The organism is Aquimarina sp. BL5 (assembly GCF_003443675.1).
In the GTDB taxonomy this organism is placed as follows: Bacteria; Bacteroidota; Bacteroidia; order Flavobacteriales; family Flavobacteriaceae; genus Aquimarina.
On record NZ_CP031963.1, the window covers coordinates 1005455 to 1031699 of the forward strand.

Genomic DNA, 26245 nt, shown 5'->3' on the forward strand with positions numbered 1-26245 from the left:
TAAAAATACTTCTCCTTTTCGTATTCTAAATCAATTGGCTTTGCCTCTATCAAAAATCTCAGAAAAAAGTACAGTCCTGCTATTTCCGCAATATTAATGAGTATCGTAAACACTCTGGTATGAAAATAAAAATAATTGATTAATAATAAGGCATTAACAAAAAGACAACAACTTGCTGAAATAAATAGTCGAAAATTACCTTCATACTTATCTACAATATATATAAAGAAACAAGCCGCTACAAAAATCAAAAGCACTATTAGAATCACAAAAAAGGAAAAAATAGAATCTATCAGACTGGGAAGTACCAATTCGGATATTGAAAAAATTAAATATGATATAAGAGCTAAACTAATTACTATAGGAAAAGTTACTATTTTTTTTACTTGTAAATCTGTTAGAACTATATATTTTCTTAGCAAAAAAACACATAACAAATAAAATATTATTACCGTAATAGCAACTAGATCAAAATACTTAGCAAAATCAATATAAATTAAGGTATCATTAACCAGAAGCACTAACATGCTTGCCACGTAATACAGGCTTATCGATTTAACATTAAAAATATGAATAAGAATTAAAGATATTGGTATCAAAGGCTTAGTATAAACCAAATACTTTTCTTCTAAAAATATAGCAACTAAGGTAACAATCAAAAAAGAAAAATAAAACAATATGTGCGTCCCCTTAATACCTCTCAATGTCAATAAAAGTTTTCTGATATAACCTAATACTCGATTAAGATATTAAAAATCAACAATTAAACTAAAAAAACTCCACATTATTAGGTTGTAAATCTTTTTGTTCGATAAAGAATTTAATTAAAAAGTAATGACCAAAAACTTGTAAAACGTTAGTAATAACAACAAAAATATCGAGATAAACATATAACTTATTGAGTACGGTAAGAATATTAACGATAAGAAAACAAGACGCAGCAATCATCAAGGATGAACTAACCACTGTCCTACTGTTCAGATATATATAATAACAAAAACCAATAAACAGTATAAATAGTACAATCAAAATATTAAGATACACTTGGTCATCATTAACATTTAAAGAAATCATATCGGCTACAGAATAAACAACATATGTAATCAAACACATTGTTATTGCCAATTGAAGCGTGAAAATTTTCTTAAACTGTATTTTAACTTTCTGAAGACTCTTCCATAATAAAATCATATTTAAGATATAATATAATGAGCTAAGAATATTTATTACCCTAAAATGTTTTTTGAAATCTATAACAGATAGAATTTCTGCTGATAAAATTAGTAGTAAAGCTACTAACACCAAATAGTTTATTTTTTCTACCTCTACAACATAAAAAAAAGAAACCGAACAAACAATCAAGGTCTTAGTATAGATCAACCACTCTTCTTTAAAAATGGCAGTTAACAACAGTAAAGCTCCTGAAATAAACAATAATTGATATGCAAGTTTTCTTTTACTCAATAGTATTTTATTTATAATCTAAAACCCTTCAAATTCTTCAGACTTAAGATATTTATATTTAGTAATCATATAATTCACTAAAAAAATCATCGCAAGAGGTAAACAAATTAGTCTAATCACTTTTAACTCGTTTGACTCAAGATAAAATGCATCTATCAATAAAATAAAATCACTAAAAGCAAAATTTAGCATTGCCAAAAAAAACCATAGTGACTTCTCTGATCTAATATTCATATAGTGCATTGCTCCGACAATTAACAAACCGTAGAGCAATAGCAAATGAAGAAATCCTATCAAATTTAAATCCCCCATCGGCTCCCTTATAACCGAATATGTAATAAAAAATATAACCGTATACAAAGAACTTCCCAGTACCAATGTAAAAACATCTCTACGATTATATTTAAAAGACTTATGATTATAATACAAAAAATAAAACAACAATATATAACCGATTATACTAATCAACATCTTGTGCTTTACCGTAATTATATCACCAATCGAATAGATCAATTCTGAAATAAAAAACACACAAAGAACAACAATATGGAGTGTCTTTATTTTCTTACTACTCCATAGATAGTGTAAAGTGATTAATACAAATAACATTGGTGTACTGTAAGTACTTAAAAAAGGAATTCGAAACACAAACCCTAGTACCTGTAATACAATCAAAAAAGAAATTAAAAATTTTAGTAGTTTCCCTTCATTCATCAAATTTAGATTGCATAAAATAGAGGGAATATACCCCTAAAAATGCCGAGTTAAACAATTTTCCCTTTTGTTAATATACTAAATTTCAATCAAATAAATCAAATTACCCTAACCAACAACTTCTAATTCTTGATTTTTAAGGGATCTGCGCTTGAAATTTTAAACTTCACTAAGAAAAACACTGCTAATAATTGATATATGGAATTTATAATTCTTAACTCTAATGAAGGAACATAAAATCGATCCAACGCAAAACACGCATCACTAATCACAAAATTTAAAATCGCAATAGCAAACCAAAGAGACTTGGGCGATCTTATATTTATATATTGAAAGATGGCTCCAATTAACAAAGCGTAAAGAATTATTAAATAAGCTATCCCAAAAGGTTTTATATCCCCCATATTTTGATTTGTAACTACAAATATCGCATAAGTGATAATAGTCCAAAATATAAAGAAGACAACCAGATAAATCACATCTGTACTACTATAATCTATAGGTTTATGATTTTTATATAAAAAATAAAACAGAACAAAGTAACACAGAGTATAACTAAGTAAAACATACCTAAAACCATTTTCTATTCCCGTTAACAAGAATATATCTCCCAGAAAGCAAAGCGATAAGACGACTACAAACAAAGGATCAACTTTATCAACATTAAACCAATACAACATGAAAAACAAAGGTACAGTCATTGGTTTGACGTAAAACTCAATGGTTGGGTTTTGCAATATTGTACTTAGAACACACAAGCCTCCAGTGATTAATAACAATATTTTTATAAGTGTCCTTACCTTCATTAACCAATCAAGTTAAGAAAATCATCTTCACTTATAATTGTAACTTCCAATTTGCTTGCTTTTTCTAATTTACTAGGTCCCATATTAGCTCCAGCTACGACGTATGAAGTTTTAGAAGAAATTGAACTAGATACTTTGCCGCCATTATCTTCTATCAATTTCTTAAGTTCATTACGAGATACTTTTTCAAAAACACCAGAAACTACAAAGATTTGACCTTTTAATGTATCTGTTTGATTAGCAAGTTTATCTGCAGAAATTTGTAATTGAATTCCATATTGCGTAAGTCTATTTACTAACTCTCTATTATATTCTGTATCAAAAAATTCTCGAACACTTTGTGCTATTTTAATCCCTATTTCATCCACATTCACCAGTTCTTCTTCTGTAGCAGAAACAATAGATTCGATAGATTTATAATGTTTGGCTAGTTTCTTTGCTACAGTTTCTCCTACATATCTGATACCCAAGCCAAATAAAACTCTTTCGAAAGGAATTTGCTTAGACTTAGCTATTCCTTCTATTAAATTATCCGCGCTTTTTTCTGCCATTCTCTCCAGCGGAATCACTTGTTCCTTCTTTAGATCATACAAATCTGCATAATTCGTAATCAAACCTTCTTTCACCAATAAAGCAACAGTTTCTCCTCCTAAACCTTCTATATCCAAAGCTTTACGGGAAATATAATGTTGTATTCTACCAATAATCTGAGGAGGACAACCATAAACATTAGGGCAATAATGTTGAGCTTCGCCTTCTTTTCTTATTAATTCAGTATTACATTCAGGACAGGATGTTATGTATTGAGTAGGAACAGAATCTTTATTTCTTTTAGTAAAATCAACACTTATGATTTTTGGAATAATCTCTCCTCCTTTTTCTACAAAAACGGTATCCCCTTCTCTTATATCAAGCTTAGCAATCTGATCTGCATTGTGCAATGAAGCTCTTTTTACTGTTGTTCCTGCTAATTGCACGGGCTCTAAATTTGCTACCGGTGTTATAGCTCCGGTTCTACCGACCTGATACGTAATTTCATTAAGTTTAGTAACAACCTGTTCTGCTTTAAACTTATAAGCCATTGCCCATCTTGGCGCTTTGGAAGTAAAACCTAACTCTTCTTGTTGTTGTAAATCATTAACTTTAATAACTACCCCATCTGTCTCATAAGGCAACTCTCTTCTTTTTTCATCCCACATATTAACAAAATCAAGAACTCCATCAATAGATGTAACTAAACGTGATTCTTGTGGTACTTTAAACCCCCATTCTCTCGCTTTCTCCAGACTTTCATACTGAGAAGAAATCCCTAATCGATCTCCGGCAAGGTTATACAACAAACAATCCAAAGGACGTTTAGCTGTTTCACTACTATCCTGAAGTTTTAAACTACCTGAAGCTGTATTTCTAGGATTTGCGTAAGGTTCTTCTCCGGCGGCAATTCGTTCCTGATTCATCTTTGCAAAACCTTCATATGGTAACACAATTTCTCCTCGTATATCAAACTTTGGAGGATAATCCCCTTTCAGTTTTAAAGGTACCGATTTAATTGTTTTTACATTTGTAGTAACATCATCTCCCTGAATTCCATCTCCTCTGGTTACAGCTCTAACTAATTCTCCGTTTTCATAAGTAAGACTTATAGATGCTCCATCGTATTTAAGTTCACATGTATAATTTACATCACCATCTACTAACTTTTTAATTCTGGTTTCCCAGTCTAATAAATCTTCTTTAGAATACGAATTATCCAAAGAATACATACGCTGTTCGTGAACTACAGTATTAAAATTCTTAGTAACCTCTCCTCCTACCCTTAAAGTAGGTGAATTTGCATCATAAAACTCAGGATGCTTTTCTTCTAAAGCTTGAAGATCTTTAAGTTTCATATCAAACTCATAATCACTTATGGTAGCTGCATCTAATACATAATAATTATAGTTATGTTGTCTTAACTCCTCTCTTAATTGATTGATCTGTTGTTCTATACTCATTGTTCTGGTATCAGTTTTCTGCTATCAGTATTTTTTATTTATATCTTGTTTTATGTTCTATCAGACTTTAGCCATTTTGGTACTTGAGCAGGTTTAAATTCTCGCATTTTTTGCAGTAAATGATCTATATCATCATCAACTAACAATAATTCATAGTTCTCCATTTTCAGAAAACCATTACGTACCATATTTTCTAACAATTGTAGCAAATGGTCATAAAACCCATTAATATTAAGCAAACCAATAGGTTTTTGATGTAATCCTAATTGTGACCATGTTATAATCTCAAACAACTCTTCTAACGTCCCAAAACCTCCTGGTAATGTAATAAATCCATCACTAAGTTCTTGCATTTTCATTTTCCGCTGGTGCATATTCTCTGTGGTAATCAATTCCGTAAGTCCTAGATGAACCACTTCCTTTAATTTTAAAAAATCAGGGATCACCCCTATCACCTTTCCTTTATGGGTAATTGCACCTTCTGCCACCTTTCCCATAATACCAATTTTTGCTGCTCCATAAACCAATGCAATATCTTGCTGAGCCATTTTTTCTCCCAACAGGAATGCATCATCAATCACTTTGATATCATTACCTTCACTGCTTCCGCAAAAGACACAAATAGAAGTCAACTTATTCATAAACTATGTATATTTTTAAATTAAATCAGCTCGTATCATACGATCATTGTTATACAAATCCTTACGTAAGGTCACAGACTGGAATCCATATTTTTTAATCATATTTTTTGTTTCGATTCCAAGATATTGATTAATTTCAAAATATAACAAACCTTCATCCGCCAGACTCTTTTCTGCCAATGCTGTAATTGTTCTGTAAAAAATTAATGGATCTTGATCTGACACAAAAAGTGCTACATGAGGTTCATTTTCTAACACATTAGGTTTCATTTCTTGTTTTTCGAGCTCTCGAACATATGGTGGATTAGAAACTATAATATCAAAAACATCATCTAACTCACCCAATCTAAGTATATCTTCTTTTAGAAAATTTATTTCAACATTATTATAAACTGCATTTGCTTTAGCAATTTTAAGCGCTTCTTCAGAAACATCAATTGCATAGACATCTGCTTTAGGTAAATTTTTAGCTAACGAAATAGCAATACATCCGCTACCGGTTCCAATATCTAAAATCTTTAGCTTCTTGCTTTGTTCTTTATTTTTATAATCTTTTATAATCCAATCGACTAATTCTTCGGTTTCTGGCCTTGGGATCAATACATTTTGATCAACTTTAAATAATAGTCCATAAAATTCTGTGTCACCGATAATATATTGAATTGGATCCTGATTCTCTAGTCGGTTTCTCGCATTCATAAAGTCTGACAATTTATCACCACTAATCACGGTATCCAAAGCCATTGCCACATCAACACGTCTCAATCCAAGAATTTTCTCAGAAAGCATATAAAAAAAAGATAGTACTTCTTCTGGCTCATACAATTCTGATAGTGCATCTATAAAATCTTTTCTAAGGTCTTTAATCTTCAAAACCTACAATTCTTTTATCATCCAAGCCTGACAGCTATAGTGTCCGGTATTACCCATAGGAGCATCAAGAGATGTAAATCCAACTTTACCGTATAATTTTCTGGCATCTTCCATATAAGGCATTGTTTCTAAATAACATTTAGTAAACCCTTGTTCTTTGGCAAATTCCAAGCACTTGTTCATCATTTGAGAACCTAACCCTTTTCCTCTTGCTTCTGGAAGAAAATACATTTTTTGTAGCTCACAGATTTCTGAACTTTCATTTTCTAATTGAGCAATCCCGGCTCCTCCAATAATCCTTCCATTATTTTCTACTACATAATATCTTTTTCTTGGAGCATCGTACGTTTCGTACATCATATCTAGAGCTTCATCCTCATATGCGGTTCCAACTTTAGGAACCCCCATTTCTATTAAAACATCTCTAAGAACTTGAGCTAAAGCTTTATTATCTTCCGGAACAACTGAACGAATTTTTATGGCACTCATTATAATATAAATACTACTTTTGTTAATCTAAAAACTAATGATCTTTTATCTTTTTAATCAGATGAAATATACATTAAATCTATACAGTAATCAATGAAGAAGCTTTTATTATTATCAACAATATTCGCAGTGATAATAAGCTGCTCTACATCTAAAAAACCAGAGTTTAAATATATAACAAATATTGATGTTAAAAATATCAGTATACGCAATGTAACTATTAAAGCTGATGCTGTTTTTAACAACCCAAATAATCTAAAAGGAAAACTTTCTATCGACGACATCCATATTTTTGTTGATAACATAGATGTAGGCACTACATCTTCTAAAGAGTTTGATGTTCCTTCAAAAAAAGAATTTACAATTCCATTAGAAGGTACATTTTCTTTATCCAAAATCTATGAAGAGAATAAAAATAATCTTTTGAGCAGTGTACTAAAAATGATGCAAACCGATTCACTTCTTATTCAGTACAAAGGTAATATCAAATACCATTTTGGGAATTTTTCTTATCCATACAAAATTGATAAAGAACAAAAAGTAAGTCTAAATCAATAGGATGAGTATACACGAAACATATATAAGGCGTTGTCTACAAATTGCTACAAATGCATTGGGTAGCGCAAGACCAAACCCAATGGTTGGTAGCGTCATAGTTCATAATCAAAGTATCATTGGTGAAGGATACACAAGTGCTTATGGCGGTCATCATGCCGAAGTAAATGCTGTAAACTCTGTAAAAGACAAGTCGATTTTAAAAGAAGCCACGATATATGTGACTCTAGAACCTTGTTCGCATTTTGGAAAAACCCCTCCTTGTAGCGACCTTATCATAAAACACAAAATACCTAATGTAGTAATTGGAACCATCGATACTCATAGTAAAGTTGCTGGAAAAGGCATCGAAAAACTAAAAAATGCAGGATGCAATGTTATCGTTGGCGTTTTAGAAAACGAATGTCAGAAACATCATAAACGCTTCTTTACATTTCATAATAAAAAAAGACCTTATATTATCCTAAAATGGGCACAAACATCTGATAATTTTATTGCTCCAGAAAAAACTACAGAAAGAGCACCAGTATGGATTACTAATACCTACTCCAGACAACTAGTCCATAAATGGCGAGCAGAAGAGCATGCCATTTTGGTAGGAAATAAAACCGTTATAGAAGACAATCCAAAACTTACCTTACGAGATTGGTCTGGCACAAATCCTATTAGAATTCTGATTGACTTTTCTAATAAAACCCCAGAAGATTCGGCAATTGTAGATAATAGTGTAAAAACAATTGTAATCACCTCTGACAACCATAAAAAACAGAGCAATGACAACACAATATATAAAGCTATCGCCTCAAGAGACAATACAGTTCAAGAGATCTGCGACATTCTCTTTAAACATGAAATTCAATCCATAATTATTGAAGGTGGTAGCTATACGATTCAATCTTTTATTGACACAAACCTTTGGGATGAAGCACGAGTTTTTACTGGAAAAAACACTTTTGCAAAAGGAATAGAAGCTCCAGCAATTAAAGGGACAATAATTTCTGAAGAAAAAATTATGGATGATACCTTAAGAATATATCAAAATGATTAAAACCATTATTTTTGATTTTGGGGATGTCTTTATCAATCTAGATAAAACAGCAACCAAAACAGAACTTTCCAAATTAGGTTTGTTCCCACTAACAAAAGAATTAGAATCTATTAATAATCTCTATGAAATTGGAAAAATCACTACAGTAGAATTCATCAATCATTATCAAAAGCTATTGCCAGACGCTTTTGAAAAACAAATAATAGATGCTTGGAATGCTATTCTAAAAGATTTCCCTAAACATCGTTTAGAGTTCATTCAAAAATTAGCTACTGAAAAAGAATATAAATTAATCTTACTGAGTAATACGAATGAATTACATATTGATTGGATTAAAGAAAATATATCTTTTTATTATGATTTTAAATCTTGTTTTGACACTTTTTACTTATCACACGAAATCAACTTAAGAAAACCAAATCTGGATATTTTTCAGTTTGTTTTAGACAATCATCGGATAAAACCTTCAGAAACTATTTTTATTGATGATACACTTGTAAATACAAACGCAGCTAAACAACTGGGGATCCACATATGGAATAACAATCCAAAAACAGATGATATCACAAAGCTGTTCGCTATAAAATCTGACTTATTTTGACACATCTATTATTAAGTATATTAGCTTCAAGTTGGATCTTAATTACATTCAAGTTATTCGCAAAATATAACGTAAACACCTTACAAGCCATTATTGTTAATTACATAGTCGCTTGTATTTCGGGGTTAATTGCATATACCGAACCTATAGACATCACTTCTATAACAAACTCTAGCTGGTTTTATGGAACCATTATTTTAGGGTTCATTTTTATTTTAGTATTTAATTTTATGGCAATCACTACTCAGAAAAATGGCCTTTCTGTAGCAGCTGTAGCTAGTAAAATGAGTGTTGCGATACCCGTTATATTCGGAATTATTGTTTATAAAGAAAGTACCGGAATTCTAAAAATTATAGGAATTATCATAGCATTGATTGCTGTCTATATGACTTCCATGAAAACAGTTGGAGGAATTTCTATAAAAAAAGAGAATCTAATTTACCCTTTACTTGTTTTCATTGGAGGTGGTATCATAGACACCAGTCTAAAATTTATGGAAACTAATTATGTGGCAAAACTGGATATCCCTATATTTTCTGCAACTATTTTTGGTTTTGCTGCTATTTTAGGAATTCCCTTATTAGCTTATAACGCCATAAAGGGAACACTAAACATAACCCCTAAAAATATCATCGCAGGAATTTGCTTAGGCATTCCTAACTACTTTTCCATTTACTTTCTAATTCAAGCATTACGAAATGAAAATTTAGATAGCTCTACAGTATTTATTATTAATAACGTGGCTATACTACTAGTTTCTACATTTGTTGGAATCCTTTTTTTCAAAGAAAGGTTGATTCTGAAAAACTGGATTGGAATTATACTAGCGATAATCAGTATCTTGCTGGTTACTTTTTCTATTTAACTGTTAAACACTTGAACACTACAGATACTTATAAGACTATTGATATTCCTGGAGAAGAAGTACTGTTTAAAGACAAAAACAGTAAATTCTTTGGATATTCTTTTCCTATTACTTCAGAAGAAGAGGTGAAACCCATTATTGATTTACTAAAAAAACAACATCATGCTGCACGGCATTGGTGTTATGCGTGGCAATTAGGAACAGAAAATATTCGATATCGCAGCAATGATGATGGAGAACCCTCTAACTCCGCAGGACAACCTATTTATGGACAAATTCAGTCTTATGAAACAACAAACATTCTAATTATAGTAGTCCGATATTTTGGAGGTGTTAAACTTGGTGTTGGCGGACTAATCAACGCATATAGAACCGCTGCACAATTATCTTTAGAAGCTTCTAATATTCTAGAAAAAACCATTAACATTAAATTCTGCATCACTTTTGAATATAAAAATATGAATAAAGTAATGCGCATTATTAAAGAACGCCAACTAAAAATTACTGATCAAAAATTAGAATTAGACTGTAAATTATTTATTTCCGTAAGAAAAACGATAGCAGATGAAATAAATGATCTTTTCTCTACGTTGTACGAAATAGATATTAAACGATTAGAGCATTAAATTCTTTTTCGATTATTTTCAATAAATAAGGGGGACATAAAATAGGCTTTCTACTTTGAGCATCAACAAAAACCAAAGTAGATGAGGCAATTGTTAATAATTCTTGATTTTGATTATAAATTTCATAGTCAAAAACTATTCGAACTGTAGGAATTTTCCTGAGGAAAGTTTTAACAGTTAATTCATCGTCAAAGAATGCAGATTTCTTAAATTTAAAATCTAAAGCAAAAACGGGGAGCATAACACCGCTTTCTTCCATAGATTTATAAGAGACACCTAATCTAGACAACCAGTCAATACGGGATAACTCCAGATATTGTGCGTAATTGCCGTGATGGACGACCCCCATTTGATCTGTTTCAGAATATCTAACTTTTAATAAAGTTTCGGAAGTGATTGACATGTATTTGTATAAAAAAAAGGTGAAGTGTGTAAAATTACATCTATTCAAGTATGCGAAAAAAATAATTAAAATTCAACCCCCAAATCGTTTTTTTTTTACATTTTTTGTTCACATATTTGTCAAGCAAAAAAAGAAGGAACTTTTTCAACAATTTTCCGTTAATAACCTAATAAAAGTAATCTAACCACTCTAATGAATATAACTGCGCAATCAGTTTGGGATAATTGTCTGTCTTTCATAGAAGACAATATTACCCCTCAAGCTTTTAAAACCTGGTTTGAACCTATTAAAGCTGTAAAGCTTACGGATAGCGCTTTAAGTATTCAAGTACCTAGTAAATTTTTCTATGAGTGGCTAGAAGAGCATTATGTGAACCTTCTTAAAGTATCTCTTACTAGAGAATTAGGAGAAACCGCTAAGTTGGTATACATCATTAAAATGGAAAACACCTACGGTAATAAAAAACCATTTACTGAAAAAATACCAAGTTCTAACAGAACAGCTGTAAGCTCTCAGGAAGTAGATGTCCCTATTAAGAGTAAAAATCCTGAACTTAAAAATCCATTTGTAATCCCTGGAATTAGAAATGTAAAAATAGAATCTCAACTAAACCCAAGCTATAATTTTGATAACTTCTTAGAAGGAGATTCTAATAGATTAGCGCGATCAGCAGGAATGGCTGTAGCTAATAAACCAGGAGGAACTTCCTTTAATCCTTTATTGATATTCGGAGGAGTGGGATTAGGAAAAACACATCTTGCACATGCAATTGGTGTAAACATAAAAGACAATTATCCAGAGAAAACAGTACTATATATTTCTGCTGAAAAATTCACGCAGCAATACATAGAGTCTGTAAAAAAGAATAATAGAAATGACTTTATACATTTCTATCAGATTATCGATGTATTAATTGTTGATGATATTCAGTTGTTATCTGGAAAAGCAGGAACACAAGATGTATTCTTCCATATATTTAATCATTTACATCAAAACGGAAAACAAGTAATACTTACTAGTGACAAGGCTCCTGTAGACATGCAAGACATAGAACAGCGATTGCTTTCTCGTTTTAAATGGGGATTATCAGCAGAATTGCATCAACCAGATTTCGAAACTAGAATTTCTATTATAAAAAACAAGCTATATCGCGACGGTGTTGAAATGCCAGAAGATATTGTAGAGTTCTTAGCAAATAACATTAAAACTAATATTCGCGAATTAGAAGGAGCTATCATTTCATTAATCGCCCATTCTTCTTTCAATAAAAAAGATATTACTATTGATCTTGCTAAAGCGATTGTAGACAATTATGTAAAGAACACCAAAAGAGAAGTATCCATTGATTATATACAAAAAGTAGTTAGTGATTATTTCCAAATGGATGTAGAAACATTACAATCCAAAACACGTAAACGTCATATTGTACAAGCTCGTCAGCTAGCTATGTTTTTTGCTAAAAAACTAACCAAAGCTTCTTTAGCAAGTATTGGTACTCAAATTGGAAAAAGAGACCACGCAACAGTACTTCACGCTTGTAAAACTGTAGATAACCTATCCTCTACAGATAAACAATTTAGAAAATACGTGGAAGATCTTGGCAAAAAACTTACCCTTTAATTTTTTTTGATTCACATGAAGATTAAAATTTTAATGGTGTGCCTTGGAAATATCTGTAGGTCACCATTAGCTGAAGGAATTTTAGCATCTAAACTGGATTCTGAAAAATTTCAGGTAGACTCTTGTGGTACTAGTAATTATCATATTGGAGAGAAACCTGATAGAAGGTCTATAGAAACTGCAAGAAAACATGGAATTGACATCACCAATCAAAGAGCTGCACAGTTTAAAGTAAGTGATTTCGATACTTATGATTTTATTTACCCTATGGATCAATCTAATTATAATGACATTATAAAACTTGCTCGTAATAACAATGACAAAGAAAAGGTAAAACTTATTCTAAACGAATTAACACCTAATGAAAATTTAGATGTTCCAGATCCATATTACGGAGGAGAGCAAGGTTTTGAAGATGTATATAACATGCTTAACAACGCATGCGACAACATAATTAAAAAGCTATAAGATAGATTAAACATAAAAAACAAAGTTTTTGTATATTTAGTAACAGTTAATCTAGCTTAAATATACTATTCATTGAAAAAGACTTTAACTTTTTATTCAAATTCGACGCATCTTAAAAACAATTATAAATCCATTTGGATTGAGCTATTTGAAATCACAGTTAGCAATATTATAATAGACATAGAGCAAAATTCATTTAATCAAAAACTAGTCATCATATAAACACTATGGAATCCAAACCCCTAGATCCAAAAGGAAAATTATATTTAATACCAACCAGATTAGGTGATGATGTCCCTCTGGAAGTATTACCTATATCGATAAAAAAAGTTTTAGAACAGGTTAATCACTACATAGTAGAAAACGAAAAACCGGCAAGAAGATTTATAAAAAAAGTTAGCCCTAGCAAATCTCAACGCTCTCTTATCATCCATTCTGTAAACAAATACACTGACGCCTCAGAAATACCTAACTATCTAGCACCCTGTCTTAATGGTGAATCAATAGGGCTTCTTTCTGATGCCGGATGTCCCGGAATTGCAGATCCTGGTGCAGAAGTAGTAAGACTAGCTCACGAGAAAGGAATTCAAGTAACTCCATTAGTAGGACCATCTTCTATATTTCTAGCAATGATGAGTAGCGGTATGAATGGTCAGAATTTTTGTTTTAACGGATACCTTCCAATTGACAAAAGCGAAAGAAAATCTACAATAAAATCTCTTGAAAAGAATTCTTTAGAAAAGAATCAAGCACAAATTTTTATTGAGACTCCATACAGAAATGACAAAATGCTCGCAGACCTTATTACTATCCTTAACCCCAATACCAGATTATGCATTGCCAGTGACATCACATTAACCACAGAATACATTGTTACTAAAACTGTTGGAGAATGGAAAAACGAAGAAATAGAGTTACATAAAAAACCTACAATCTTTATTATCCAAAGAGATCTTTAAAACAATGAATAAAATTAAGCTTTTGCTTTTCTATCTGGAACAACAAATGAAGTATCAAATCCAGAAAAACGCTTCATATAATAACGAATTGTAGTACCAAATGCATCTGCAAAGCCATCTACTCCTCCACTACGTAAATATTTTTTCACAGCACCGGGTCCTGCAAGATGTGCAGCGGCCAATACTCCTGACTCAGTAACCACAATACCATTCATTCGCTTACCTACAAACCATTTTAAGTCTCTGCGTAAAATCCATTTGTTTCTAGAAAGATTCGCGTAAAAAGCTCTTTCTTGAAGCTCAGGACTACTAAGAAAAGTATTTTTGTTTTTTATTCCGATCATCGCAAGGGTTCCAATACCAAATTGATATTTACCCATATATCCAAACTGATTTACAACTCCATAATCTCCACGTGACTCTTTAAAAGCTAAAGCTTCTTTAAAACCAACATAAGATTTACCCAATTCCGGGTAAATAAAATTGTCTAACAAATCGTCTTCTATCTCGTTAAAGTTAGGAGCGATATAATAAAGATCTAAACCAGCAGTGCTGTATGCGCTTAAATCTGTGCGATTTTTTGGTGTAAAACTTACTAAAACGATTCCCCCGATTGTAAGAATTACAAAAAGTCCAATTATCCTTTTTATCATATAAAAAATTTCTAAGTAGACATCAAAAAGACGTTCCCCTCTACTTAAATTTTTGCGGTGCAAATATACGCCTTTCTTTTAAAGAACACACTATCTGATGTTAAATTTATTATAACGCTGAAAAACAGTATTTTAGACTAAAAAAAACGTTAAAAATTAACATAAAAACATATAAAAAGTCTTAAAACTTGTATTTGAACGTCAAATAGATAGTTTTAGTCGATAAAAAGTAAAAAGCATACATCACAAGTAATTCACAGAATTTCAAACAATATTGTTAATAAATTAATGGGAAATATTTCTCGAATCAGAAAAAACTCCTTTTTTTTCCTACAAAAAGATCATGTAAATCCTAACGATTTACACCTTGTTTATTGATCCAATCCACATATTGTTTTTTGTTTCTTCCGTGTTGGGCTAAAGTCTTAGCAAATTTGTGATACCCAAAGTTTTCTACATTAGCTACGAAGAAATAATAGTCATGCTTTTCATAATTTAAAACAGCATCAATAGAAGAAATATCGGGCATAGTAATAGGTCCTGGCGGCAATTCTTTATATTTATAAGTATTATAAGGACTATCCAGCTCAAGGTCTTTATACAGCACTCTTTTTATAACAATATCCCAATCATTTTTATGTTTTTTGAGCGCATAGATAACCGTGGGATCTGCATCCAATTTCCATCCATTTTTATAGCGGTTCATATACACTCCCGCTACTCTTGGACGTTCATCGACCTTGGCAGTTTCTTTTTGAACAATCGAAGCAACTGTGGTCACCTCATTAAAAGTCAAACCAATATTCTTTGCTTTTTCCTTTCTTTCGTCATTCCAAAAACGATTATATTCTTTTAGCATACGACTTCTAAACTGTTCTGCTGATGTGTTCCAAAAAAACTCATATTTATTTGGAATATACATTGCTAAAGCATTATCAATCGTAAAACCTTTCTCTTTAACAAAAGCCTCATCTTTAAAAGCATTAAGTAGTGATACACTATCTGCTTCTATCTGTTGCGCAATCCTACCTGCTAGGTTCTCCAATCTTTCTTGATTATTAAAACTCAACTGAATCGGGGTATTTTTACTTCTCAAAAGATCAACAAGTTCGTTATTATTTAAACCTTTCTTTAAAATATACCTTCCGGCCTTTACCTTATTAGTGTATCCCTTTTTACTAGCTATTTTATCAAAACTTGAAGTGTTTTTAATTAGTGGATATATAATCCCTCGCAATTCAGAATATGTCGTCCCTGAAGGAATGTATACCGTAGTTGTTTCGGTTTCGAAATTTGTATTCGGAGAAAAAACTGCTTGATACACAAAATATGCAAACAATCCACCTACAATTAAACCTATTACGGCTATTAACAATAATAATTTCTTAATGTACATATATGAGTTGATATAAAAGTTCATCCTTATAGATACCATCTACAAGGTTCCATTCTTTTTTTATTCCTATTTTTTCAAAACCTTCTTTTTCAAACAATTTAATGCTTGCTAAATTATCTTCCGCAATATTAGCATATAATTGATGTAGACGAAGATGAGTTTTCCCATAATTCTTAATAAGAGTTAAAGCTTCTTTTCCATAGCCTTTACCTCGATGTTCTTCTTCAGCAATAAGAATACCAACACCTGCCCTATTGTGGGTTGGGTTAAAATCAAATAAATCAATAAGTCCTATTGCAGCTTCATCGTAAGAACATATTACAAGTCGTAATTGTTTAGCATCATAAATATCTTGATGCGCATTCTCTAAATATTGTTTTATCAAAAACCTAGAATATGGTGTCTGCGTAGTACTCATCTCCCATATTCGTTCATCATTCTCTATCAGATAAACAAAATCAAGATCTTCTGGCTCTAATGCCCTTAAATAAATATGTTCACCTTTAAGTGTCAACATGTAATCTCTCCTTTAAAAACTTGTTCTGCAGGACCTATAAGAAATATATCTTCGTATCCATTAGCAGTCTGTCTAAAAGTAACTTTTAATTTTCCCCCAAGAGTTTTGATATTCACCTCTTCTTTATCAGTCATCTTTGTTGTATGCATAGACAATGCTACTGCGGTAACTCCAGTACCACAAGATAAGGTTTCATCTTCTACTCCTCTTTCGTATGTTCTTACTGTAAACAAATCTTCTCCTGCTTTCTCTACAAAATTAACATTACTTCCTGTTTCGAAATAAGGTGCTCCATTCCTAATTTCGCGACCTATATTTTCAACATCATAGTTAATCAAATTATCCACCATAGTTACGTGATGAGGAGAACCCGTATCTAAGAATAGATGCGAATCATATTGCTCTATCTTTGAAACATTCTGCATTTGTAAATAAACAAGTCCATTTTTAATTTCTGCTTTGTGTTTTCCGTCTATTGCTGTAAATGCGGCCTTGTCTTCAATAACACCAAGAAATGCCGCAAATGCCACAAGACATCTTCCACCATTACCACACATAGAACTCTCATTCCCATCAGCATTAAAATACACCATTGTAAAATCATCTTCATCATTTTCAGGAAGCTCTAACAACATTAATCCGTCTGCTCCTATTCCAAATTTTCTGTCACAAAGTCTCGAAAAAATTTTGGTATTATTTTTGGTTAAAATTGATTGTCTATTATCAATGATTACAAAATCATTACCTGTTCCTTGGTATTTATAAAAAGTAAGATTCATTATTCTTGTTCAATTATAGAGGACAAAGGTACAAAGAAAGTTACCATATTATTGTTGTTAATAGAGCGTTAAATATCAGAAAAAAATATACTATAGTTGTAATTTTAATAGTTATTAAGAGTCTATATTATAGTACTAGTCAAATTAAACGAAAAAAAAGAAAAGAAGATGAAAAGATTTTTGAACTTATTGGTTGTCGCTATTTTAGCAGGTGTTATTACATTAGGAGCTTACAAGACTTTTTTAGAACCGGAAGCTATTGTTTTTACAGAAAATGAAACTACACCAAAAACATCATTAATTCCAGCAACTTATACCACTACAAATTTAAATACTGCAGATACGAATACAGACTTTACGATCGCTGCAGAAAAAACAGTAAACGCTGTAGTACACGTCAAACAATATGGGATTACTAAAAGCCCAAGAAATCTTATGGAGTATTTTAGGAACGGTGGAACAACGGAAAGAAGAATTCAAGGAGCCGGTTCTGGAGTAATTATAACAGAAGATGGATATATCGTAACTAATAATCACGTAATTGATGGTGCAACCGATCTGGAGGTAACCCTAAACAATAACAAATCCTATAAAGCAGAAGTAATAGGTACCGCACCGCAATCCGACATTGCTTTAATTAAAATCGATACTAACGAAAAATTAACCTATATCCCTTTTGGTGATTCTAACAACGCTAAAATAGGAGAATGGGTATTAGCTGTAGGTAATCCTTTTAATTTAACTTCTACAGTAACAGCTGGTATCATTAGTGCAAAATCTAGGGATCTAAATGAATATGACGGTAATTTTCAGTCTTTTATCCAAACAGATGCAGCTATAAACCCTGGAAATAGTGGGGGTGCTTTGGTTAATATTAAAGGAGAACTAATCGGAATTAATACCGCGATCACCTCTCAAACCGGTAGTTACGTAGGTTATGCTTTTGCAGTACCCTCTAATAATACTCGTAAGATTGTAGAGGATATTTTAGAATTCGGAGATGTACAGAAAGGAATCCTTGGAATAAATGGAGGCAACCTAACATCAGAAATTAAAGCAAAGTATAATCTAAATGAGACTCAAGGTGTAGTTATCACGAATGTAGGAGAAGAGAGTGGTGCTAAAAAAGCTGGACTTAAAGTCGGAGATATTATTAAAGAAATAGATGGTATAAGAATCAAAAAATTCTCTGATCTAACTGGTTATGTAAATACCAAAAATCCTAATGATGTAATTAATGTAAAAATTAAACGTAACAGCAGTGAATTAAATTTACCTGTTACTTTATCTAAATATGTAATCCAACGATATAATATCGAAGATGTCGGTGTAGAAGTAGCTAATCCTAATCCAGAATACCTAAAGAAATTTAATCTGGATCACGGTGTAATAATTAGCAAAGCTCTAAGTCAAAAAATGCAACGCTACAATCTAGAAGGATTAATCATCAGTGAAATTGATGGCAAAAAAGTTAAAAATGTTTTACAAGTAAAACAGATTATAGAAAATAAATATCCTGAAGAAGATATCACTATTAGCTTAATAGATCGAGATGGAGAAAAACGTGAGTTTGTTTTCCAGAATTAGATATAATACCATATAAAATCAATGATCCCATTACTCATAAAAAGTAATGGGATTTTTTTATTCAAAAAGCTTTACGAAAACGTTTGAAATTCATAATTTTGCGCGAAATTTCAAGATTGTAAAACACAACACATTATGAGTTCTAACGAAGTTTATGAGAAAGAACTTGCCTTTCAGGCAGACAGACGCCGCGCAACAGTGGCTTTCATTAAAACTGTAAGTGATCTATGGTACGACAATTCTATCGAATTAGTACTATTCCGTAACCAGTTAATTGATAAAAACGTAAGTGAAATTCTTAATTTACACGAATACGCCGGTGAGTTTGTTCAAAAACCAATTTCGATTTTTGACTCTGTAGAAATTGCCCAGGCTATTAAGTTAATGGATTTACCTCCTGCCAAATTAGATATTGGTAAACTTACTTATGAGTATCATCTTGCTGGGAATGAATTTGATTCTGCCACTAGTTTTGTGATGAACAAATTAAAAGATGCAAAGAAGTTTAAAAACATTTCTCCTAAAGATGTGGTTCTTTATGGTTTCGGACGCATTGGACGTTTAGTAGCGAGAGAACTTATGACTATTACCGGAAAAGGAAGTCAATTAAGATTAAGAGCTATCGTAACCAGAGGATCTATTACAGAAGAAATTTTAGAAAAAAGAGCTTCATTATTAAGAAATGACTCTGTTCATGGCGAATTTTCTGGTTTAGTAGAAACCGATATAGCAAACAGTTCTTTGATCATAAACGGAACTACAGTAAAAATCATTAGCGCTAATAATCCTGAAGATATAGATTATACTTCTTTCGGAATTGACAATGCACTATTAATTGATAACACTGGAGCATTTAGAGACAAAGAAGCTTTAAGCAGACATTTGATTGCCAAAGGAATTGATAAAGTTTTGCTTACCGCACCAGGAAAAGGAATTCCAAATATTGTACACGGAGTAAACCATAAAGAAAATGATCCTGATAAAGTAAATATCTTTTCTGCGGCATCTTGTACTACCAATGCAATTACCCCAATTTTACAAGCAGTAGATGAAAGCTTTGGAGTTATAAATGGTCACCTAGAAACCATACACGCATATACCAACGACCAGAATCTGGTAGATAATATGCACAACAAATACCGAAGAGGTCGCGCTGCTGCCTTAAATATGGTGATCACAGAAACAGGAGCAGGAAAAGCAGTTTCAAAAGCATTACCAAGTTTCGAAGGAAAATTAACCTCCAATGCTATTAGAGTACCGGTACCAAACGGATCTCTAGCAATTCTTAATCTTAATTTGGATAAAAAAGCTTCTAAAGAAAGTATGAATGCTATTATAAAAAAATATGCTTTAGAAGGGAATTTGGTAGAACAAATCAAGTATTCTTTGGATAATGAATTAGTTTCAAGTGATATTGTAGGTTCATCTGCACCATCCATATATGATAGTAATGCAACCATTGTAGATGCTAAGGGTAATAACGCAATCTTATATGTATGGTATGATAATGAATATGGATATAGTCATCAGGTAATTAGATTATCAAAATATATTGCCAAAGTAAGACGTTACACTTATTACTAGAGAACATAATTATATATAGAAAATTAAAAAGGCTGTCAAAAAAAGACAGTCTTTTTAATTTCAACACAGCAAACTAGTTAATCAATGTTCAATCTTAAATTTTTAGAAAACTAAGATATCACACATTAAATCTTTTAAATTATTCACAATATCGTATCTTTATTAACGTTAAAATTAATTAAAGACTGACGTAAAAAGAATAAAGCTTTTAGAATAATGAACAACTTCATTCAGCAAGTACCGTGAAGTTTATTTCATCAAACTTAAGGTTTTAATCGACCATTAAAAACAATTAAAATTCACACATGAAATTATCAAAGTACCTATTAGTTTTAATAGCTCTATTCCCCTTTTTTGAAACCATTCAGGCACAAGAAGAAAACCTAACGGCAGAACAAGCGTTACAGAAAGAAAATATTCAGACGCAATTTGATGTCGTAATCAAGAAATCCGGAAGGTATCAAGAATACAAGGTGGTAAAACGGATTTGGCTTGATAAGTTAAAAGGAAATACCATAGATTCTCTTAAAACATTAGAAGCTAAATTAAATAGCTCTAATCAAAAAATTGCTGAACAACAAACCTCTATATCAAATCTAGAAACTTCGTTGGCAAAAACAAATGGAGATCTTTCTGCTGTTACCGAAGAAAAAGATAGTATGACTTTTCTTGGGATATCATTTACCAAAGGTAGTTACAAAACGATGATGTGGACCATCGTTGGAGGACTGTTAGCACTACTCGCCTTCTTTGTTTTTAAATTTAAGAATAGTAACTCTGTTACCATTCAAGCTAAAAAAGCGTTAGCGGAGACCGAAGCAGAATTTGAAGATCACAGACGTAGAGCTTTAGAAAGAGAACAAAAAGTAATGCGTAAGCTTCAGGATGAAATCAACAAACAACGTAAAACCGGAGCGAAGTAATATCAATTTTCTGGAATATTAATGTATTGTTTTGCATCTTTGCAAATCTTAATTAAAAAAGATGCGAATAGATATAATAACGGTAGTACCGGACATTTTAAAAAGCCCTTTTGAAGCTTCCATTATGAAGCGTTCTATAGAAAAAGGACTAGTAGAAGTGCATTTTCATAATCTTAGAGATTATACCACTGACAATTATAAGCAAGTGGACGATTATCAATTTGGTGGTGGTGCCGGTATGGTAATGATGGTGGAACCAATCGATAAATGTATCTCTGGATTAAAAGCTAAAAGGACATATGATGAAATCATCTATATGACTCCAGACGGAGAAACCCTAAATCAAAGTATCGCAAATCAACTATCACTAAAAGGTAACCTGATTATTTTATGTGGTCATTACAAAGGCGTAGATCAGCGAGTTCGAGACCACTTTATTACAAAAGAAATATCGGTTGGAGATTATGTCCTTTCTGGAGGAGAATTAGGTGCTCTGATTTTGTGTGATGCAATTATAAGACTAATTCCAGGGGTTCTAGGTAATGAAACTTCCGCATTAACAGACTCGTTTCAGGATGATCTACTAGCACCTCCCATATATACAAGGCCGGCGGACTATAAAGGATGGAAAGTTCCGGAAGTACTTACATCTGGGAATTTCCCAAAAATCGAAGCTTGGCGAGAGGAACAAGCATATCAAAGAACTAAAGAACGCAGACCTGATTTATTGGATGATTAAACGCTATTCTTTCTACTTATTTATTCAGATAACACTTAGTCTAAAACCAATTTTATTTAACTGAAATTCAATAACATAAGAAGCCTTTATTACCTAAAAAGAATAATTATAAAAAATACTTGCAAATCACTAAATAATACTTATTTTTGCAGCCTGATTAAAACAACCTCTGGCGAGAATCGTGAACGTTGCTTTAATAAAAAATAAGTAAACTATCTCAAAAATGGAAGATTTAGTAAAATTCGTACAAGACGAATTTGTTACAAGAAAAGATTTACCTGAATTCGCTGCAGGTGATACAATCACAGTATATTACGAAATTAAAGAAGGAAACAAGACACGTACACAGTTCTTTAGAGGAGTTGTAATCCAAAGAAGAGGTTCTGGTTCTAGTGAAACTTTCACAATTAGAAAAATGTCTGGAACTGTAGGTGTAGAGCGTATTTTTCCAGTAAATTTACCTGCACTTCAGAAAATTGAAGTTAACAAAAGAGGTAAAGTTCGTAGAGCACGTATATTCTACTTTAGAGAACTTACTGGTAAGAAAGCACGTATCAAAGAAAAGAGAAGCTAATTCTTACTTCTTATATCATAAAAAAAGGTTGTCGAATGACAACTTTTTTTTATGAACAAAAGTTAACAACTCTAGTTCATAACCAGTTGATAACTAAAGTTATATAAAAAATTGATCTATCTATTCATTTTACTTATTTTTATATAAGAAATGATATATCAATTTCGAGATGACACAAGGATTCTGGGTATATTTTTTTTCTAAACACGTTCTTTGAACATTTACATAAACCATCTTAAGATTAGGATAAATATAAAACGAAAGTTATTTTTTTGAGTACATCGTTGAAATAAATTTAAGGGTTCTCTTTAAAATCGTTTCAGAATGAAATTCAAAAGAAAAAATTAAGTTTTGACAACTTTTTAATTTTAAGTGGCATTTGACTATTCGGATAAAAAAACGAAAAATTACATTCGTAATTTAGATACAAAAGTGTTCGCAATAGTCTTTCCGAGTAGTATTTAGGTTAACATCGTATTTTCTTTTACAAATTTAAATCTACTCAAAACAGAAATAAAAATATTGGTATAAATCAACGAAAGTTATTATTTCATAGCGGGTAAAACAGCTAACAATCTTATTATTTCTGAACAAAAGCCATATCAAGGTATTCGTATTATGATATGGCTTTTTATTTTTTACAACTATTCCTAAATGAAGCGCTTTTTTTTACGACTACCGTTTTTTCTACCCTCTCTTTTTTAAAGATTTATAATTCAATTCCTTTAACGCAAAACTAACAATATACAGGTTGCATTTGCTTCCCTATATTTGTATCTTCGCGCTCGGAAAATCTTACAGCAAATAATATTAGATAACATAAAGTGTTCCGCTAGTATAAATAAGAAGAGGTAATATTATTTGTCCAAGAAAAGTTAAACGACTAATTATTTCCTTAATATATCGTATAATACATAAGATATTAAGCTCAAAAGAATATCTTATCAAAAATCAAAAAATATGGGAATTGAATCCTCTAAAATTGTTTACACAAAAACTGATGAAGCACCTGCATTAGCTACCTATTCTTTTTTACCTATTGTAAAAAAATTCACAAAAGCTGCCAGTATAGAAATAGAGACTAAAGACATATCTCTTGCAGCGAGAATTCTAGCAGTTTTCCCAGAGAATCTTTCAGACAAACAAAGCCAGGCTAATGCGTTAGCAGAACTTGGTGAATTAGCGCTAAAACCCGAAGCTAACATCATCAAACTTCCTAATATTAGTGCTTCTGTTCCTCAGTTAAAAGCTGCAATAGCAGAGTTACAATTACAAGGTTTTAATATTCCCAATTACCCAGAAGAACCTAAGAATGATGCCGAAAAAGAAATTAAAGGCAGATATGATAAAATTAAAGGTAGTGCTGTAAATCCAGTTTTAAGAGAAGGAAACTCTGATCGTAGAGCTCCTAAACCTGTAAAGCAATACGCCAGAAAGAACCCGCACTCTATGGGTGCTTGGAGTAGTGATTCTAAAACACACGTAGCAACAATGGCTAGTGGTGATTTTCGTTCTAATGAAAAGTCTGTCACAGTTGCTGATGCCGGTGATGTAAAAATCGAATTTGTAGATATTAATGGAAATACTACGGTTTTAAAAGAAAAAACTGCATTACTTGCTAGTGAAATCATTGATGCATCTGTTATGAGTAAAAAAGCATTGATTTCCTTTCTAGAAGAGCAAATTGCAGATGCTAAGGAGAAAAATGTATTATTTTCATTACATATGAAAGCTACCATGATGAAGGTGTCAGATCCTATTATCTTTGGACACGCTGTAGAAGTTTTCTTTAAGGATGTTTTTGCAAAACATAGCGAAATACTTGAAGAAATTGGTGTAGAAGTAAATAATGGTTTCGGAGATCTTGTTAATAAATTGAAGAAAATACCAGATGCCGCTAAAAGAACTGAGATCGAAGCTGACATAAAAGCTTGTTACGAAAACGGACCTGAATTAGCTATGGTAAATTCTGATCAAGGAATTACTAATCTTCACGTTCCTAGTGATGTGATTATCGATGCTTCTATGCCCGCTATGATTCGTACTTCGGGTCAGATGTGGGATGCAAATGGTAATACACAAGATACTAAAGCGGTTATTCCTGATAGTAGTTATGCTGGTATATATCAAGAAACGATAGATTTTTGTAAAAAACACGGGGCTTTTGATCCAACTACTATGGGAACTGTACCCAATGTAGGCTTAATGGCTAAAAAGGCTGAAGAATATGGTTCTCACGATAAAACTTTTGAAATTAAAGCAAATGGATCAGTACGTGTGGTAAATGCAACAGGCACTGTTTTAATTGAACATGCAGTAGAAGAAGGCGATATCTGGAGAATGTGTCAAACCAAAGATGCTCCAGTAAAAGACTGGGTAAAATTAGCGGTAAGCAGAGCTCGAGCTACAGGTACTCCTGCAATATTCTGGTTAGATGAAAATAGAGCACACGATGCTAGTTTAATAGAGAAAGTAAATAAGTATTTACCAGAACATGACACAACGGGACTTGATATTAGAATCATGTCTCCTGTAGAGGCTACTAGGTTCTCTTTAGAAAGAATAAAAGATGGAAAAGATACAATTTCGGTAACAGGAAATGTATTACGTGATTATAACACAGACCTCTTCCCTATTCTAGAACTCGGAACCAGTGCCAAAATGCTTTCTATTGTTCCTTTGATGAACGGTGGAGGTTTATTCGAAACTGGTGCTGGTGGATCTGCTCCTAAGCACGTACAACAGTTTAACAAAGAAGGCCACTTACGCTGGGATTCTTTAGGAGAGTTTCTAGCACTAGCTGTTTCTTTAGAACATTTAGGAGAAACTAATGATAATCAGAAAGCTTTAATAATAGCCGAAGCATTAGATCAAGCTACAGAAGCATTTTTAGAAAACAAAAAATCCCCTTCTCGAAAGGTGAACGAATTAGATAATAGAGGTAGTCACTTCTATCTTGCTTTGTATTGGGCTCAAGCACTTGCAGAACAAAATAAAGATGCAGATCTTCAAACGGAGTTTAGTTCAATCGCAAAGCAATTAGCGGATAATGAAACTACAATAATCCAAGAATTAAATGATGCTCAAGGAAATGCAGTGGATATGGGTGGTTACTACTGGCCAGATGTTACTAAAGTAGCTAAGGCAATGCGTCCTAGCCAAACATTGAATAAGATTATAGGATAAACGAATCTTCTTATATAAGAAAAGCGCCATATAATAAATTTTATATGGCGCTTTTTTATAAAGTTATATGTTCAAAATATTAAAAAAGATACGCTACTAAACAAACAAGAGATTTAAAATTGTTTAGTTTTACCAAAGAAAGTATCACCAACTTTCAACACAGACCAGAACTTTTATAGA

General features: G+C 31.9%; 26 protein-coding genes. 15 read left to right on the top strand and 11 right to left on the bottom strand.

All coding sequences use genetic code 11. The features are described from left to right. Window positions 1–135: 135 nt before the first annotated feature. Window positions 136–441 carry a hypothetical protein gene (locus D1818_RS25220; RefSeq protein WP_147406160.1) on the top strand — a complete coding sequence of 102 codons (306 nt, stop codon included), beginning with the start codon at window positions 136–138 and terminating at the stop codon, window positions 439–441. A gap of 327 nt (window positions 442–768) precedes the next feature. Here D1818_RS25220 and D1818_RS04485 read toward each other — a convergent pair whose 3' ends face one another. The 6 genes from D1818_RS04485 to D1818_RS04510 all read right to left on the bottom strand — a co-directional run bounded on the left by D1818_RS04485 (window position 769) and on the right by D1818_RS04510 (window position 6981). Next, on the bottom strand, window positions 769–1464 hold the full coding sequence (locus D1818_RS04485; protein ID WP_118456601.1) for a hypothetical protein: 696 nt from the start codon (window positions 1462–1464) through the stop codon (window positions 769–771). Between the two features lie 836 nt (window positions 1465–2300). Further along, the gene (locus D1818_RS04495) at window positions 2301–2915 is read right to left on the bottom strand and encodes a lysoplasmalogenase family protein (protein ID WP_158596973.1); all 615 of its coding nucleotides are present in this window, start codon (window positions 2913–2915) and stop codon (window positions 2301–2303) included. Between the two features lie 68 nt (window positions 2916–2983). Beyond that, window positions 2984–4978 carry an NAD-dependent DNA ligase LigA gene (gene ligA / locus D1818_RS04500; protein ID WP_118456604.1) on the bottom strand — a complete coding sequence of 665 codons (1995 nt, stop codon included), beginning with the start codon at window positions 4976–4978 and terminating at the stop codon, window positions 2984–2986. A gap of 50 nt (window positions 4979–5028) precedes the next feature. Next, window positions 5029–5619, bottom strand: coding sequence for a TIGR00730 family Rossman fold protein (locus D1818_RS25685; RefSeq protein WP_120752496.1), 591 nt, complete (start codon window positions 5617–5619; stop codon window positions 5029–5031). 15 nt (window positions 5620–5634) lie between these two features. Then, window positions 5635–6492 (bottom strand): peptide chain release factor N(5)-glutamine methyltransferase, encoded by an 858-nt coding sequence (gene prmC, locus D1818_RS25690; protein ID WP_120752495.1) that lies wholly within the window; start codon window positions 6490–6492, stop codon window positions 5635–5637. A gap of 3 nt (window positions 6493–6495) precedes the next feature. Then, the gene (locus D1818_RS04510) at window positions 6496–6981 is read right to left on the bottom strand and encodes a GNAT family N-acetyltransferase (RefSeq protein ID WP_118456605.1); all 486 of its coding nucleotides are present in this window, start codon (window positions 6979–6981) and stop codon (window positions 6496–6498) included. A 93-nt stretch (window positions 6982–7074) separates the two neighbouring features. Here D1818_RS04510 and D1818_RS04515 point away from each other — a divergent pair, with 93 nt between their 5' ends. Genes D1818_RS04515 through D1818_RS04535 form a run of 5 tightly spaced genes read left to right on the top strand, consistent with a single transcriptional unit; the run spans window position 7075 to window position 10677 of the window. Continuing rightward, window positions 7075–7539 carry a hypothetical protein gene (locus D1818_RS04515; protein WP_118456606.1) on the top strand — a complete coding sequence of 155 codons (465 nt, stop codon included), beginning with the start codon at window positions 7075–7077 and terminating at the stop codon, window positions 7537–7539. A gap of 1 nt (window position 7540) precedes the next feature. Then, entirely contained in the window at window positions 7541–8584 is a 1044-nt protein-coding gene (gene ribD / locus D1818_RS04520) for a bifunctional diaminohydroxyphosphoribosylaminopyrimidine deaminase/5-amino-6-(5-phosphoribosylamino)uracil reductase RibD (RefSeq protein ID WP_118456607.1), read from the top strand. After that, a complete protein-coding gene (locus tag D1818_RS04525; RefSeq protein WP_118456608.1) occupies window positions 8577–9185 on the top strand; it encodes an HAD family phosphatase in 609 nt (202 codons plus the stop codon). The genes ribD and D1818_RS04525 overlap by 8 nt, the downstream gene beginning before the upstream one ends. Then, complete coding sequence (locus tag D1818_RS04530; protein WP_118456609.1) at window positions 9182–10051, top strand: EamA family transporter; 870 nt, start codon at window positions 9182–9184, stop codon at window positions 10049–10051. Before D1818_RS04525 ends, D1818_RS04530 begins: the two co-directional genes overlap by 4 nt. An 11-nt stretch (window positions 10052–10062) precedes the next feature. Beyond that, window positions 10063–10677 carry a YigZ family protein gene (locus D1818_RS04535; protein ID WP_118456610.1) on the top strand — a complete coding sequence of 205 codons (615 nt, stop codon included), beginning with the start codon at window positions 10063–10065 and terminating at the stop codon, window positions 10675–10677. On the opposite strand, the gene D1818_RS04540 is transcribed toward D1818_RS04535, so the two are convergent. After that, window positions 10658–11080 (bottom strand): thioesterase family protein, encoded by a 423-nt coding sequence (locus D1818_RS04540; protein ID WP_118456611.1) that lies wholly within the window; start codon window positions 11078–11080, stop codon window positions 10658–10660. The two genes, D1818_RS04535 and D1818_RS04540, sit on opposite strands and share 20 nt — an antisense overlap. 192 nt (window positions 11081–11272) lie before the next feature. Between D1818_RS04540 and dnaA the strand changes: the two genes are divergently transcribed. From dnaA to D1818_RS04560, 3 genes are all read left to right on the top strand, one after another. After that, entirely contained in the window at window positions 11273–12700 is a 1428-nt protein-coding gene (gene dnaA / locus D1818_RS04550) for a chromosomal replication initiator protein DnaA (protein ID WP_118456613.1), read from the top strand. Window positions 12701–12715: 15 nt separating this feature from the next. Further along, a complete protein-coding gene (locus tag D1818_RS04555; protein WP_118456614.1) occupies window positions 12716–13168 on the top strand; it encodes a low molecular weight protein-tyrosine-phosphatase in 453 nt (150 codons plus the stop codon). Between the two features lie 227 nt (window positions 13169–13395). After that, window positions 13396–14127, top strand: a complete 732-nt coding sequence (locus D1818_RS04560) for an SAM-dependent methyltransferase (protein ID WP_118456615.1) — start codon at window positions 13396–13398, stop codon at window positions 14125–14127. A gap of 14 nt (window positions 14128–14141) precedes the next feature. Here D1818_RS04560 and D1818_RS04565 read toward each other — a convergent pair whose 3' ends face one another. From D1818_RS04565 to dapF, 4 genes are all read right to left on the bottom strand, one after another. Beyond that, on the bottom strand, window positions 14142–14780 hold the full coding sequence (locus D1818_RS04565; protein WP_118456616.1) for a peptidoglycan-binding protein LysM: 639 nt from the start codon (window positions 14778–14780) through the stop codon (window positions 14142–14144). Between the two features lie 352 nt (window positions 14781–15132). Then, a complete protein-coding gene (mltG, locus tag D1818_RS04570; protein ID WP_118463499.1) occupies window positions 15133–16176 on the bottom strand; it encodes an endolytic transglycosylase MltG in 1044 nt (347 codons plus the stop codon). Then, a complete protein-coding gene (locus D1818_RS04575) occupies window positions 16166–16693 on the bottom strand; it encodes a GNAT family N-acetyltransferase (protein ID WP_118456617.1) in 528 nt (175 codons plus the stop codon). Before D1818_RS04575 ends, mltG begins: the two co-directional genes overlap by 11 nt. Further along, the gene (gene dapF / locus D1818_RS04580; protein WP_118456618.1) at window positions 16687–17472 is read right to left on the bottom strand and encodes a diaminopimelate epimerase; all 786 of its coding nucleotides are present in this window, start codon (window positions 17470–17472) and stop codon (window positions 16687–16689) included. Before dapF ends, D1818_RS04575 begins: the two co-directional genes overlap by 7 nt. A gap of 168 nt (window positions 17473–17640) precedes the next feature. Between dapF and D1818_RS04585 the strand changes: the two genes are divergently transcribed. From D1818_RS04585 to D1818_RS04610, 6 genes are all read left to right on the top strand, one after another. Beyond that, window positions 17641–19059, top strand: coding sequence for a trypsin-like peptidase domain-containing protein (locus D1818_RS04585; protein ID WP_118456619.1), 1419 nt, complete (start codon window positions 17641–17643; stop codon window positions 19057–19059). 135 nt (window positions 19060–19194) lie between these two features. Then, window positions 19195–20643: a glyceraldehyde-3-phosphate dehydrogenase gene (locus D1818_RS04590; protein ID WP_118456620.1), complete on the top strand. Its 1449-nt coding sequence runs from the start codon at window positions 19195–19197 to the stop codon at window positions 20641–20643. 305 nt (window positions 20644–20948) lie between these two features. Further along, entirely contained in the window at window positions 20949–21566 is a 618-nt protein-coding gene (locus D1818_RS04595; RefSeq protein ID WP_118456621.1) for a tRNA (guanine-N1)-methyltransferase, read from the top strand. Window positions 21567–21627: 61 nt separating this feature from the next. Continuing rightward, entirely contained in the window at window positions 21628–22305 is a 678-nt protein-coding gene (gene trmD / locus D1818_RS04600) for a tRNA (guanosine(37)-N1)-methyltransferase TrmD (RefSeq protein ID WP_118456622.1), read from the top strand. Between the two features lie 223 nt (window positions 22306–22528). Further along, window positions 22529–22879: a 50S ribosomal protein L19 gene (gene rplS, locus D1818_RS04605; RefSeq protein ID WP_118456623.1), complete on the top strand. Its 351-nt coding sequence runs from the start codon at window positions 22529–22531 to the stop codon at window positions 22877–22879. Between the two features lie 960 nt (window positions 22880–23839). Beyond that, window positions 23840–26065 carry an NADP-dependent isocitrate dehydrogenase gene (locus D1818_RS04610; protein ID WP_118456624.1) on the top strand — a complete coding sequence of 742 codons (2226 nt, stop codon included), beginning with the start codon at window positions 23840–23842 and terminating at the stop codon, window positions 26063–26065. Window positions 26066–26245 lie beyond the last annotated feature (180 nt).